The organism is Janthinobacterium sp. SUN033, from assembly GCF_030397595.1.
GTDB lineage: Bacteria > Pseudomonadota > Gammaproteobacteria > Burkholderiales > Burkholderiaceae_D > Janthinobacterium > Janthinobacterium kumbetense.
Map to the genome: position 1 here is coordinate 156,663 of NZ_JAPQNV010000005.1, position 13,841 is coordinate 170,503.

Genomic DNA, 13,841 nt, shown 5'->3' on the forward strand with positions numbered 1-13,841 from the left:
GCGTTCGAATGGAGAAGAGGTGGCAATGATGCATACAGTCGCAGCAGTACAAATGATTTCCTCACCTTCCGTGGAAGACAACCTGGCCACGGCGCGCCGCCTGGTGGCGCAGGCCGCCGCCGGTGGCGCGCAGCTGGTGGTGTTGCCCGAGTACTGGGCCATCATGGGCAAGCAGGAAACGGACAAGCTGGCCCATGCGGAACAGCCCGGCAGCGGCCCCATCCAGGATGGCATGGCGCAGATGGCGCGCCAGCACGGCATCTGGCTGATCGGCGGCACCTTGCCCCTGATTTCCGGCGAGGAGGGCAAGGTCCTCAACACCACGCTGGTGTATGACCCGCAAGGCGAACCGGCCGGCCGCTACGACAAGATCCACCTGTTCGGTTTTACGCGCGGCGCCGAGTCGTACAATGAATCGCGCACCATCGTGCCGGGCGCGCAGGTGCGTTCGATCGAGACCCCGTTCGGCCGGGTCGGCCTGTCCATCTGCTATGACTTGCGCTTTCCCGAACTGTACCGCGCCATGGGCGATTGCGCGCTGATCGTCGTGCCGGCCGCGTTTACCCATACGACGGGCAGCGCCCACTGGGAAGTGCTGCTGCGCGCGCGCGCCATCGAAAACCAGTGCTATGTGCTGGCCTCGGCGCAGGGCGGCTTGCATCCGAACGGCCGCCGCACGTGGGGCCACAGCATGCTGATCGACCCGTGGGGCGAAGTGAAAGCCGTGTTGCCCGAAGGCGAGGGCGTGGTGAGCGGCGAGATCGACCTGGTGTTTTTGGCCGGCGTGCGCGAATCCTTGCCAGCCCTGGCGCACCGCACTATGTGAGGGTACCTGACATAAGCTACTGCGCGTCGCGCTTTGCGGCCTGCGATGCTCACCGTGCTCAAGCACGGCTGCGCTTCTCGGCCACAAATCACTGCCGCTCGCTACGCTTCTGTCAGGTACTGAGAATGAGTTGAATATAATTAGCGAGTGCAAAGTTATGAAGCCATTTGAACCCAATCTGTCCAGCCTGGCCGTGGCGCGCGAGATCCTGCTCACGCCGTTCGGCCTGGACGAAGACAAGCTGTTGAAAGCCCTGGGCACGATGTTTACGCACAAGGTCGACTATGCCGACCTGTATTTCCAGTCGACCAAGAGCGAAGGCTGGAGCTTGGAAGAGGGCATCGTCAAGACGGGGAGTTTTTCCATCGACCAGGGCGTGGGCGTGCGCGCCGTGTCCGGCGACAAGACGGCGTTTGCGTATTCCGACGACATTTCCGAGCGTGCCCTGCTGGAAGCGGCTGCGGCCACGCGCACGATTGCGCGCGCCGGCGCCGGCAGGATCAAGATCGCGGGCCAGATGCAGCCGCAGGGCGGACGGTCCTTGTACCTGCCCAACGATCCGCTCGCCTCGCTGGATGCCACGGCCAAGGTGCAATTGCTCGAACGCGTGGAAAAGATGGCGCGGGCGAAAGATCCCAGGGTCGTGCAAGTGATGGCGGGCCTGGCCGGCGAATATGACGTGGTGCTGGTGTTGCGCAGCGACGGCGTGCTGGCAGCCGACATCCGCCCGTTGGTGCGCGTCTCGCTGACGGTGATCGCGGAACAGAATGGCCGCCGCGAAACGGGCTCGGCAGGTGGCGGCGGGCGTTACAGCTATGACTATTTCAGTGATGCCGTGCTGGAACAATACGCGGCGGACGCCGTCAATTCGGCCCTGGTGAACCTGGAAGCGCGCCCGGCGCCCGCCGGCCCCATGACCATCGTGCTGGGCCCGGGCTGGCCCGGCATCCTGTTGCACGAAGCCATCGGCCATGGCCTGGAAGGCGATTTCAACCGCAAGGGTTCGTCCGCGTTTTCCGGGTGCATCGGCGAGCGCGTGGCCGCCAAGGGCGTCACCGTGGTCGACGACGGCACCCTGGCTGGCCGGCGCGGCTCGTTGAATATCGATGACGAGGGCAACCCCACGCAGTGCACGACCCTGATCGAGGATGGCATCCTGAAGGGTTACATCCAGGACACCATGAATGCGCGCCTGATGAAGATGCCCGTCACGGGCAATGCGCGCCGCGAATCGTTCGCCCACCTGCCCATGCCGCGCATGACGAATACGTACATGCTGGGCGGCGACAAGGACCCGGGCGAGATCCTCGCCTCCGTCAAAAACGGCTTATATGCCGTCAACTTCGGCGGCGGCCAGGTCGACATCACGAATGGCAAGTTCGTCTTTTCGGCCAGCGAAGCGTACATGATTGAAAATGGCAAACTCAGCTACCCGGTGAAGGGGGCGACCCTGATCGGCAATGGCCCGGACGTGCTCAACCGCGTCTCCATGATCGGCAACGACATGCGCCTGGACTCGGGCGTGGGCGTGTGCGGCAAGGAAGGGCAGAGCGTGCCCGTGGGCGTGGGGCAGCCGACCTTGCGCCTGGACGGCATTACCGTCGGCGGCACGGCTTAGATCGCCATTTCAGGAACCTACTGCGCAGCCCACTCTTGAGTTTGCGTTGCTCGCTGTACCTGAAGTACAGCTGCGCTACTCAACCCAATATTGGGCTTGCTCGCTACGGTTCCTGAAACGCCTGATACGTTGAAAATATGACGAAATTCAGAACTTGTACTTCACCCCCGCACTGATGAAGCGTCCCGCCGCGCCCGCGTAGTCGAGCGGGTTGTAGCCCGTGGCGCCATACGTGAGCGGATCGAGCGGGGCGATCTTGTCGAACAGGTTTTGTATTGTGGCAAACACTTCCAGCTTGGGCGTGGCCAGCCAGCGGGCCGTCAGGTCCACCGTGGTGAACGAGGCGATGCGGCAGCCGCGCGGCGCGTCCGTGCCGTCGGCGAAGTGCGTGGCGCAGCCGTCCGGGTCATTCTTGAACAGCAGGTTATCGAGCGGCGCGCGGTAGTTGACGTTGGCCGTGACGCGCCAGTTCTGGCGTTCCCAGGTGGCGCCCAGGTTGATGCGGTCGTCCGGCGTGCCCATGCAATTTGATACGTCGCAATTGCCATGCGTGCCGGCAAAATCGCGCTGCGTGCCGTCCTGTTCCGTGCGCAGCCATTTGTACAGATGCGTCCACTTCAAGTCGAAGGTCAGGTTGCCATAGTCGCTGCCCAGGTTGAAGCGCTGGCGCGCGTCGATATCGATGCCGCGCACCGTCGTTTGCGCCGAATTCACATAATTGGCCAGCACGGCCGTGATGGCGCCCGGATCGCCGGCGATGCCGGTGGCCGTCGACGGGTCGCGCGCCACATGGCCTTCGGCGATGGCCGTATCCGTTTGCTCCTGGTTGATTTCATTCTTGCGGCGGATTTGCCACAGGTCGACGGAAATACTGGTGCGCGGCAACGGGTCCCACACGGCGCCCACGGAATAGCTGCGCGAACGTTCGGGCGACAGCTTGGGATTGGGGGAGGTGATGACGGCGATGGAAGCCGGATCGCAGGCCGCTTCCACGCCCAGTGCGCAGCGCAGCGGATCGCTGGCGGTGGAGAACGCGGCCAGGCCGCCGACGCCGTTTTCCGCCGCGCTGGGGGCGCGGAAGCCCTTGGCGAAGGTGCCGCGCAGGGCCAGTTCGCGCACGGGCGTCCATTTCACGCCCACTTTCGGCGTATAGGAGTTGCCCACGTCGGTGAAATGGTCGGCGCGCAGGGCGCCCGACAGTTCCACGCTCTTCAGCACGGGCGCCAGCATCTCGGCATAGATGGCAGACGCGTTGCGGCTGCCCTTGTAGGCGGAATAGCCGAGGCCAATGATATTGCCCCGTTCCGTGCCCGTGGTGGGCTTGAGTTCCGTCGATTCGTGGCGGAATTCCGCGCCCACGGCCACGCCCAGGGCGCCGCCGTCGAGCTTGGCCACCTCGCGGCTGGCCTTGAAGTCGATCTGCGCGATATGCGTCTTGGCGTCGTTCGAGATGCGCGGCGACAGGGCCGCGTACAGCTCGCGCGAATTGAGGCCCGCGTTTTCCGCGATGCGCCACAGGCTGCCGGCCGGCAAGGCCGCATACGCGGGGTTCAGGCTGGCCCGCTCCACATTGGTGGCGCTCGGGTTGAGCAGGGCGAAGGCGACGTCGCGCTGCAGGTAGCCGTCCAGGTCGTTCGACACCTTGTTCTGCGAGTACAGCAGGGCGCTGTCGATATCCCAGCCCGCCACGCTGCCCTTGATGCCGGCGACAAAGCGCATGAAGGTGGATGTGACTTCCGACAGGCGCGGCCCCACGTCGGCCGCCAGGTAGCGCAGTCGCGCCGCCGTGCCGAAATACGGATTGTCCGGGTGGGCGGCGCCCAGCGACACGCCCGCATTGCTGACGGGGCCGCCCGGATAGCCGACCGAGCCGCTGACCGTCGAGGGCGTGGTGGCCGAGTGCGATTCGCTGTGATACAGATTCAGCTCGGCATACGTTTGCAGCTCCGGCGTCAGTTGCCAGGCGCCGCGGCCGAAGAAATTGATGTTCTTTTGCTTGGGCTGGATCTGGCCATATTGCTGCGCGGCATCGGTCAGGCAGCCGCCGCCCGGATCGCCTTGTGGATGCGTGGTGAAATTGCCACAGGCGGCGCCGGGGAAGGTGCGCGTAAAGCCCGCGCCAGCGAGGTTGCCGCGGTTGTAGTAGTCGAGCGTGTCGGGATTGCGCACATTGCCGTTGACGGCGCTGCCGGCCGCATTGTTGGTGGTGATGGCGCCCGCGCCGCTGAGGGTTTCCTGCGCGCTGAAGCCCAGGTCGCGCAAGTCGCTGCGGCCGACGGCGCCCCGGCCGGCCCGGTCGCGGTTCCAGATGGCGGCCTTTTCGCTGTACTCGAGGTTCAGCAGCACGTTGTAGCGGTCCGTGTCGATGTCGCCGAAGCCGTGCGTGATGGCGGCGCGCGCGTCGCGCCCGTCCCACTCCTTCGTCTTGCCGTAATTGCCCTTGATGGCCGTGCCCTGGTAGTCGCGCCGCAGGATCACGTTGACGACGCCGGCGATGGCGTCCGATCCATAGATGGCCGAGGCGCCATCCTTGAGGATTTCCACCCGTTCCACGGCTTCCAGGGGAATGATGTTCAGGTCGGCAAACACTTTCTGCCCGTCGTCGGCCAGGCCATATGGCGCGACGCGGCGGCCATTCAGCAGCACCAGGGTCGAGGCCGTGCCCAGGCCCCGCAGCGACACGCCGGAGGCGCCGGCGGCAAAGCCGTTGCCGAAAGTGGTGGGGACGGAGCCCTGGTTGTCGACGGCCAGGGTCTGCAGCAATTCGGCCACGCTGGACTTGCCCGATTTTTCAATGTCGGCCGCGCTCAGGGTTTGCACGGCCGACGCCGTTTCCGCCTGCGCGCGGCGGATGTTCGAGCCGGTGATTTCCACGCGCGCAATCGGCGCGGCGTCCTGCGCCAGGACGGGTAGGCTCAGCAGTGCACTGGCCAGTGCCAGGCCCAGTCTGGGTGGTGAAAAGGCAGCGGAATGCAAGGATGGTGTAGGGATCATGCGGTTCTCCGGAAAGGTCAGGCAGTCAAAGGTCGTCGATACGTCCTTGAGTTTTGTCCGTGCGGCGACGCCGGGACTAGACCTGGATCAAGGAGTGCCCTGCTTGTCGTCGATAGAATGGCTGGCGTGGCGTGGTTGCCACGACGGGCACAACGGTGGCGCCGGGGATGCAGAGTCGCGGCGAGATTCACAGCGCGCAACTTTTTATGCTTTTTTGCGGGTTATGCAGTGTAAAACGGCAGCGGCATGCGGCTTTGCCGACAAATATGCTTGCCAACCCTTGCAATTTAGGTTTATAGTCGTTCATCACTTACGGATGACTCGCATGTTCGCTCGCCACTTTTTTACCGCTTATTTTTACTTTAGCAATTCCAACCCAAAGGCGGTGGAGTAGCGGTCGGTTCACGTAGCAGCAAAACGAGATCCCAGCAAATTCTAAAAAACCGCCACCGATGGCGGTTTTTTTTTACCCAGATGTTTTACCCTTCCTTAAATTTTGGAGAAAATGATGCCCCGCACCGATGATTTGCGCATTCGCGAAATGAAGGAACTGACCCCGCCGTCCCACCTGATCCGCGAATTTGCCTGCTCGGAGCAAGCCGAACAGACTGCCGCCAGCGCCCGCATTGCCCTGCACCGTATCCTGCATGGCCAGGACGACCGCCTGATGGTGGTGATCGGGCCTTGCTCCATCCACGACACCAAGGCGGCGATGGAATATGCGCGCCTGCTGGTCAAGGAACGCACGCGTTTCGCGGGCGAACTGGAAATCGTCATGCGCGTCTACTTCGAGAAACCGCGCACCACGGTGGGCTGGAAGGGCCTGATCAACGACCCGTACATGGACAACAGCTTCCGCATCAACGACGGCTTGCGCATGGCGCGCGAACTGTTGCGCGATATCAATGAGCTGGGCTTGCCGGCCGGCACGGAGTTCCTTGACGTGATCAGCCCGCAATACATCGCCGACCTGATCAGCTGGGGCGCCATCGGCGCGCGCACGACGGAGTCGCAGGTGCACCGCGAGCTGGCGTCGGGACTGTCCTGTCCGGTCGGCTTCAAGAATGGCACGGACGGCAACGTGAAAATCGCCGTGGAAGCCATCAAGGCCGCCTCGCAGCCGCACCATTTCCTGTCCGTCACGAAAGGCGGCCACTCGGCCATCGTCTCGACCAACGGCAACGAGGATTGCCACATCATCTTGCGCGGCGGAAAAACCCCGAACTATGACGCGGCCAGCGTGGACGAGGCGTGCAAGGCGATCGCCGCGCAAGGCCTGGCGGCGCGCCTGATGATCGACGCCTCGCATGCGAACAGCTCGAAAAAACCGGAAAACCAGATTCCCGTGTGTGCCGATATCGCCAGCCAGGTGGCCGGTGGCGATGGCCGCATCGTCGGCGTGATGGTGGAATCGCACCTGGTGGCGGGCCGCCAGGATTTGATTCCGGGCAAGGAACTGATCTATGGCCAGTCCGTCACGGATGGCTGCATCGACTGGAGCGCCAGCGTGGCCGTGCTGGAAAACCTGGCGGCGGCCGTCAGGCAGCGCCGCCTGCAGGGCGACGCGGAATAAGGTGGCGCGCAGCATGAAAAAAAGCCCGGAAAGCTAAGCTTTCCGGGCTTTTTCAGTTTTCAGCCGATGCAATCAGCTTAGAACTTGTAGGAACCGCTCAGGTAGAACTGGCGGCCCAGGGCGCTCGAGTACGATGGGTTGTAGCCAATTTGATGCGAACCCGTGTTGCGCAGGGTGAACGGCGGATTGCGGTCGAACAGGTTCAGGATGCCGCCTGTGATTTCCACGTTCTTCATAGGACGGTAAGCCGTCTGGAAGTCGAAGGTGGTGTAGCTCGGCACTTCCAGCTGGATGCCATAGCATTCGCCAGGGCTGCCGGCGACGATCACGGCGCAATCGTCGACCGTCTGTTCCTTGTCCGTGTAGCCATTGCGGTAGCTGGCGCTCAGCGTATGCGTGAACTTGGCCGTCTCATACGAGGTGGTGGCGCGGATGATGTTGCGGAAGCTGACCTTGTCGTTCGAACCGTAGCGATTCAGGCTGGTTTCCCATTGATCATCGGTGCCCGGCGTCGTGTAGCGCGAACGCAGCAGGTAGGTACCCATCAGGCGGCTCGTCAGACGGCCGTCCAGCAACTTCATCTTGTGGGTGAAGTCGTAGTCGATACCGCGGTTTTCCACTTTGCCGATGTTAATCGGCAGCAGCTTGATGGCCAGCACGTCGAGGCCTGTCGAGGTGATGTGCTTGGTGGTGAACAGGTTGGCATACTTGGCTGGATTGTTGAAGATCAAGCCTTCGGAGACGGCCGTGACCTGGTCGCGGATTTCCACGTTCCACAGGTCGAACGACATCGACAGGCTGTCGATCGGCTCGAACACGGTACCGATGCTCCATTGCTTCGACGTTTCCGGCTTCAGCTCAGGATTGCCGCCCTGGAAGGCTTCGAATTGCTGACGTCCAACGCCACTGCAGTAGCTGGCCAGCGGGTGACCGCCCATGCCGTTTGCCGCCGTCAATGGGCATTGGTAGGTACCGCCCGTGACGCCCCAGTCTTCCAGCGGTCCGGCGATTTCCTGCATGCTGGCGGCGCGGAAGCCGGTGCCGGCAGCGGCGCGGAACATCAGGCTCTTGGTCGCGGAATACTTGCCGCTGATTTTCCAGGTGGTGGCGTTTTCTTTCTTGCCTACCGTCTTGCCCGTCAGCTTGTCGTCGATGGCGCCGATCTGGTCATAACGCACCGAACCGGTTACTTCCAGTTTTTTCGAAATCGGCAGCATCAGCTCGGCATAGGCGCCAGCGTTGTCGCGTGCGTATTCGCTGTCGACTTGCGCATTGTCAAACAGGATTTGCGCCTGCTTGGCGACATCCGCCTGTTGCATCTTGAACGAGGTGTTGCGGTAGTCGGCGCCCACGCCCAGCATGGCGGTGCCGCCCGGCAGCGAGAACACAGGGCGCGAAGCGCGGCCGTCGACGCCCTTCATTTCCACGGTTTGCGTGTTGTAGGTGCCGCTGAAGCCAGTACCGAGCAGGGCCTGGCGCATGGTGTCCGGCATGGCGCCCACGGGGTAGGCGAACGGGTCGATAGTGCCGGCGTCGAGCAGGGCGTTGAACTTGTCGGACAGCGGGAAGCCGCTGACGTAGTCCTGCGTCTGCTTGTTTTTCGAGTACGTCACGGCCGTGTTGATATCCCAGCCGAATGCACTGCCTTCCACGCCACCGACGAGGTGGGTCGCCTTGTTGCCGTAGTCGTACACGCGGTTACCCATTTCGGACAGGCGGTACTTGGCGACGCCGCTCACGGCATTGGCCAGCTGCGACGGGCTCAACTGCGAGGCAATGTATTTGCTGAACAGGGGCGAATTCGGGGAAATGGAGAAATCGGCCGGGTACGGCGCGATGCTGGCCTTGATGCTCGCTTCGGTGTAGGCGAAGTCGTAGAAACCTTGCCAGCCGGTCTTGCCCAGCTTGACGGTACCCGAACTGAACAGCGAGTCGCGCTTCGATTCGGGATTGATTTCAATGGTCGACGGCGAGTCGAAATAGCAGTTGCCATCGCCGTAGAAGTCCATATTGCCAGGCGCGCACTTGCCGCCATGGGCCAGTGCATACGGATTGGCCAGGTTGACGGTATCGACGAATGGTTTTTTGGTTTCCGGGTTGATCACCACATTGCCGTTTGCATCGGTACGGTTGTAGGTGGCTGCGGCATTGGCTGCCGACGAACGCGAGGAACCGTTGATGAATTGCAGCGCCTTGCCGGTCTTCGGATCGTTGAAATTGATGATGCCGCTTTTCGCGAAGCTGCGCTGCGATGCTTTCAGCGATTTTTGTTCGTCGTGGCTGGCCGACACGAAGATGCTGTAGCCGTCTTCGTCGATATCGCCGAAACCCTTGCTGATCGAAATCGAATTGCTGGCGCCGCCTTTTTCTTCAGGGCGCGAGTACTTGGCATTGATTTCCAGCGGCGATGTGCCTTTTTTCAGGATGAAGTTGACCACGCCGGCGATGGCGTCGGCGCCATACAGGGCCGAGGCGCCGTCCGTCAGCACTTCCACGCGCTCGATGGCCGACAGGGGGATCGAATTCAGGTCGATGGTGGTGCCGGAATTGGATGGCGCCAAGCGGCGGCCGTTCAGCAGCACCAGCGTGTAGGCTGCGCCGATATCGTGGATCGAGGCCGTGGTGACGCCACCGCCGCCGCCGCCCACCGAATCGGCGGCCACGGAGAAGCCCTGCATTGCAGGAATTTGCTGGATGAAATCGGTAACCGTGGTAACGCCGGTTTTCTTGATGTCTTTCTGGTTGAACGACTGCACCGGCAGCGACGCTTCGGAAGCGATGCGCTTGATGCTCGAACCCGTGACTTCCACGCGTTGCATGGTGCCATCTGTTGTTTCTTGCGCATACGCGGCGTGCATGCTCAGAGCCATGCCGCCTGCAAACATCAGGCGCAGCGACCGCGATATTACATTTTCTATCATCATCTGAAATTCCTTGTTATTGTGATAAAGATGGCATTTATTTTGAAATAACATGTTGCTTGCTGACAATTTATTTGCTTATTTCAAAATTGACCAACGAAAATTCTGTAAATTTTCTTGGGCCTCATCAAAACATTCACGATTCAGATTGTCAATTTCGTGCGGACTTTTTGGACGAAATGCAACATTTTCCTGTTTTTTTTATAATCCTTCAGCAATAAAATATCGTGAACCCTTGTCAGACTTGCTCAGATGCGTAAAATAAAACGGCGCACATCATCGCTGATGGCGCCGTCTTTGCTTCCGCTGGCAAATGCCTGCCAGCGCTGCCCGTCTGATCGCGTTTCCCGCAATTTCCCCTTAAAACGTATAGCTGCCGCGCAAGTACCAGGCGCGCCCGATCGGGTCCGTGTAGCGCGGGTCATAGCCTTTCTGGAACAAGGTGCCCTGGTTCGAGAACGGCGGTTCCTTGTCGAACAGGTTTTTCACGCCGGCCGTCAGCAGCAAGCCCTTCCACGCATAGCTGCCGGAGACGTTCAGCAGGCTGTAGGACGGCACATCGTGGCGGTACTGCGGATCCACCTGGTTCTGATCCGTGTAGCCGGACTTGAACGATTGCGACACGGTGGCGCCCCAGTTGCCCATGCGCCAGTTCAGCGCCGCCGTATGCTTCCAGCGGAAGACGGGATTGTTATCCGCGTAGCGGCCCACGTTGGCGATGAATTCGCCGCCGCGCTCGTTCTGGTAGTCATACTTGTGGGTCCAGGTGCCGTCGACCGACACGCTGAAATCGCCATACGCGCCGCGTCCCAGGCGCGCATTCAGGCTGACGTCGATGCCGTCGGTCTTCACTTCACCGAGGTTGTCGTTCAGGTCGAGGATGGCGTAGGGCGAACCGTCGGGATTGCGCAGGAACAAGGCCTTGTATTTTTCATAGTTGCCGTAGATCGATTGTTCGGGCAGGGACGAAATCTTGTCCTTCAAATGGATGTTCCAGTAATCGACGGCAACGGTGACTTCCTTGATGGGTTCGAGCACCAGGCCAAAGGCGAAGGTGGTGGATTTTTCCGGTTTCAGCTTTTCATTGCCGCCTTGCAGCTTGAATTGCTGCAAGTCGCAATCGCGCAAGGGATTGGCGCCCGGTTGCGGCACGCCTCCGGGGCATAGGATCGGGTCGTCGTAGCTATCGTTGGTATCGTTCTTCGACGGCGGCGCATTCTTTTCAAACAACGTGGGAGCGCGGAAACCCGTGCTGGCCGAGCCGCGCAGCACCAGCGCGCTGCTGGCCTGGTAGCGCAGGGCCAGCTTCGGATTGGTGGTGCTGCCCACGTCGCTGTAATGGTCGAAGCGGGCGGCCAGCTGCACTTCCAGGTCCTTGATCAGCGGCAAGTTAACTTCGCCGAAGACGGCCTGGATCGTGCGTGAACCGCTCTTCGACAGCGAGCCGGACAGGCCTGAACTGGTGGCCTGGCCGGCGATGTCGCGGTTCACGTTGAAGTCGGCCTTTTCGCGCCGTACTTCGCCGCCGAGCGCAATCGCCAGCGGGCCGCCGGCCAGTTGCATCAGGTCGCGGCTGCCTTTGAGGTCGAAGCCCGTGGTGGTGACCTTGGCGTTCTGCACTTCGCCGCGCAGGGCGGTGCTGTCCAGATAAGTCTTGCCGGCCGCATCCTGCACGCCAAACGGGTTCAGGATGCCATTGAGCACGCCGGCGGCGAACGAGGCATCCTGCACATAGCCACCCGTAAATTTCTCCGACGATTTGCTGATCGCGTGGCTCAGCCCCGTCTTGTAATCCCAGCCCGCCAGTTCGCCTTCGAGAGCCAGCACCAGGCGGTCCGCCTTGCCGTCCGAATCGATCTGCCGCTGGCCCGCTTCCACGGGGCGCCAGTTGACGCTCAGGGGCTGGCCGGACAAGCCCGGCTGCGCCGGCACGCCGCCCGCCTTGCCCGGATAATATTTGCTGCTAATGGGCAAGATCAAGCCCGTTTGCGGCGGCGGCGCCGTGCGTGCCTTCACCTTGTTTTCCGAATGCAGATATTCCACCGTGGCCAGGTGGCCGCCACCGAGCTTGAAGGCGCCCTTGCCAAAGAAGGCCACTTGCTCCTGCGCGGGCAGATCGTCGATCTGGCGCGTGTAATCCTGGCGGCAAGTGCCGTTGGCGGCCGCCACCGACAGCGGCGGCAGACAGCCGCTGGCCGCGTACGGATTGCCGGCCAGGCCCTTGCCGCCGTTGGCCGCCGCATCGAAGTAGTTGCCGGGAAAGGTGGTGCCGCTGGTGAGCGACAGGCCCCGCTCGGGAATGATGCCGGTCTTGGAAAAATCGCGGTCCTGCGACGTGAGCACATTTTGCTTGTGGTAGTCGACCACGCCGAAAATATTGTAGCCGTCCGTGTCGAGCTTGCCGAAACCCGTCGACAGGTTGATGCGGTGCTCGCCGCCGCCCTTGTGCTCGGGCGCGACGACTTCGGCGGTGATATTCGTGACGTTGACGGAGCGCTTCGTGATGAAGTTGATGACGCCGCCGATGGCGTCCGTGCCGTAGATGGCCGAGGCGCCGTCGCGCAGCACTTCGACCCGTTCCAGGGCGGCGATGGGGATGATGTTCAGGTCGACGCTGGCGCCGTCATACGGATGGTTGGCGATGCGCCGGCCGTTGAGCAGGACCAGGGTCTTGTCGCCGCCCAGGCCGCGCAAGTCGGCGCTGGCCTGGCCGCCCGTGGGCAAGCCGCTGGTATTGCCGCCGACGGCATTGCCGCTGCCCATGCTGGACGCATTCGAGGGGATCTTGCTGAGCACTTCCTGGGCCGTCGTCAAGCCCTGCTTGGCAAAATCCTCGGCCTTGAAGATGGACAAGGGCGTCGCCGTTTCCGAAACGAGGCGCTTGATGGAGGAACCGGTGACTTCGACGCGTTGCATGCTGCTGGTATCGCTGACTTCTTGCGCCAGCACCTGCTGGCTGAGCAGGCCTGCGGCAAGGCCGCTGGCGCAGATCAAACGGATGGAACGGGACAAGCGTGTTTCTCTGATCATGTTCAAGACTCCTGGAAAAGCGGTTGGCTAGAAGGGCAAGAACGGCCGCGCTGGTTGGCGCACCGAGAACATTGAAAAGTATTTATATCTTTTCAAGAGATTCACTGTAATGAGCTGCAAAAGTCCTTGTCAACGTGGCAAACAGGTTTGTGTGTCTAAACAACGCAGTGCATCAGAGGTACTGATTTAGAACAAAGAAGGTGCATTTTGTGCCGCATTTTTGACGAGGCTGCGATCCCCCCTCGTGCGCAAAATAAAAAAACGCTCGCTGCAGTGCAGCGGGCGTTGGTGTGGATGGCATGGCGATAGTGACTTGTGCCTGCCGGATGTTCAGGCTGTGCGTGGCAGCCTGAGCGGTCGCTGGGAATAACTTGTCGCTGGCGCCCAGTTTCGGCGTGGTCGACGAGAAACGGTCGTATTTGTAGTCACGTAAGGCGCCGGACAATTCCACCATCTTGATCACGGGCGCCAGCACTTCCAGGAACACGGCCGACACCTTGCTGTCGCCCCTGGCGGCTACATAGCTGGAATGGATGGAGCCGTCTTCCGTGCCCGACAACGATGGATTGTCGAGCTTGTCGCGGCGGTGTTCCGCGCCCACGGCCAGGCCCAGGGCGCCGACTTGTTTTAATATTTGCAATTATTTCAATGTTGCACCGCGCCGTATATTTTCCGTACTGCCATAAAAACTGTCGTCATTCGGGGCCGTAACGGTTACTGCCAAGTCGTTTTTTCATGGTGGCGACCGGTCTTTGTTGCGCTGCGGAAGATTTCCCCTGCACGGCAGGCAGCCGTGGCTGCCCGTCACGCCCGTACTGCGGCTTTTTGCCCGGGGAACAAAATATGCGTTATCGTTACGCCTTTTTCCAGCGCGCCTGC

General features: G+C 61.6%; 7 protein-coding genes. 3 read left to right on the top strand and 4 right to left on the bottom strand.

Features of this window, described 5'->3' with window-relative positions:
* The first annotated feature begins 25 nt into the window (after nucleotides 1-25).
* A complete protein-coding gene (locus tag OX460_RS21370) occupies nucleotides 26-826 on the top strand; it encodes a carbon-nitrogen hydrolase family protein (RefSeq protein WP_285817117.1) in 801 nt (266 codons plus the stop codon).
* Between the two features lie 157 nt (nucleotides 827-983).
* Complete coding sequence (tldD, locus tag OX460_RS21375; RefSeq protein ID WP_289899860.1) at nucleotides 984-2,444, top strand: metalloprotease TldD; 1,461 nt, start codon at nucleotides 984-986, stop codon at nucleotides 2,442-2,444.
* Nucleotides 2,445-2,591: 147 nt separating this feature from the next.
* Here tldD and OX460_RS21380 read toward each other — a convergent pair whose 3' ends face one another.
* The gene (locus tag OX460_RS21380) at nucleotides 2,592-5,438 is read right to left on the bottom strand and encodes a TonB-dependent receptor (RefSeq protein WP_289899861.1); all 2,847 of its coding nucleotides are present in this window, start codon (nucleotides 5,436-5,438) and stop codon (nucleotides 2,592-2,594) included.
* A 508-nt stretch (nucleotides 5,439-5,946) separates the two neighbouring features.
* Between OX460_RS21380 and aroG the strand changes: the two genes are divergently transcribed.
* Nucleotides 5,947-7,011, top strand: a complete 1,065-nt coding sequence (aroG, locus tag OX460_RS21385) for a 3-deoxy-7-phosphoheptulonate synthase AroG (RefSeq protein WP_285817118.1) — start codon at nucleotides 5,947-5,949, stop codon at nucleotides 7,009-7,011.
* A gap of 77 nt (nucleotides 7,012-7,088) precedes the next feature.
* On the opposite strand, the gene OX460_RS21390 is transcribed toward aroG, so the two are convergent.
* The 3 genes from OX460_RS21390 to OX460_RS21400 form a co-directional block, all read right to left on the bottom strand.
* Nucleotides 7,089-9,881, bottom strand: coding sequence for a TonB-dependent receptor (locus tag OX460_RS21390; RefSeq protein ID WP_289899862.1), 2,793 nt, complete (start codon nucleotides 9,879-9,881; stop codon nucleotides 7,089-7,091).
* A 411-nt stretch (nucleotides 9,882-10,292) separates the two neighbouring features.
* Nucleotides 10,293-12,962, bottom strand: a complete 2,670-nt coding sequence (locus OX460_RS21395) for a TonB-dependent receptor (protein ID WP_099665298.1) — start codon at nucleotides 12,960-12,962, stop codon at nucleotides 10,293-10,295.
* 172 nt (nucleotides 12,963-13,134) lie between these two features.
* The gene (locus OX460_RS21400; RefSeq protein ID WP_289899863.1) at nucleotides 13,135-13,602 is read right to left on the bottom strand and encodes a hypothetical protein; all 468 of its coding nucleotides are present in this window, start codon (nucleotides 13,600-13,602) and stop codon (nucleotides 13,135-13,137) included.
* Nucleotides 13,603-13,841 lie beyond the last annotated feature (239 nt).

Excerpts from the sequence above, each read along its gene's own strand:
- OX460_RS21370 (WP_285817117.1), top strand. The coding sequence starts at position 26 with ATGATGCATACAGTCGCAGCAGTACAAATGATTTCCTCACCTTCCGTG.
- tldD (WP_289899860.1), top strand. The coding sequence starts at position 984 with ATGAAGCCATTTGAACCCAATCTGTCCAGCCTGGCCGTGGCGCGCGAG.
- OX460_RS21380 (WP_289899861.1), bottom strand. The coding sequence starts at position 5,438 with ATGATCCCTACACCATCCTTGCATTCCGCTGCCTTTTCACCACCCAGA.
- aroG (WP_285817118.1), top strand. The coding sequence starts at position 5,947 with ATGCCCCGCACCGATGATTTGCGCATTCGCGAAATGAAGGAACTGACC.
- OX460_RS21390 (WP_289899862.1), bottom strand. The coding sequence starts at position 9,881 with ATGGCTCTGAGCATGCACGCCGCGTATGCGCAAGAAACAACAGATGGC.
- OX460_RS21395 (WP_099665298.1), bottom strand. The coding sequence starts at position 12,962 with ATGATCAGAGAAACACGCTTGTCCCGTTCCATCCGTTTGATCTGCGCC.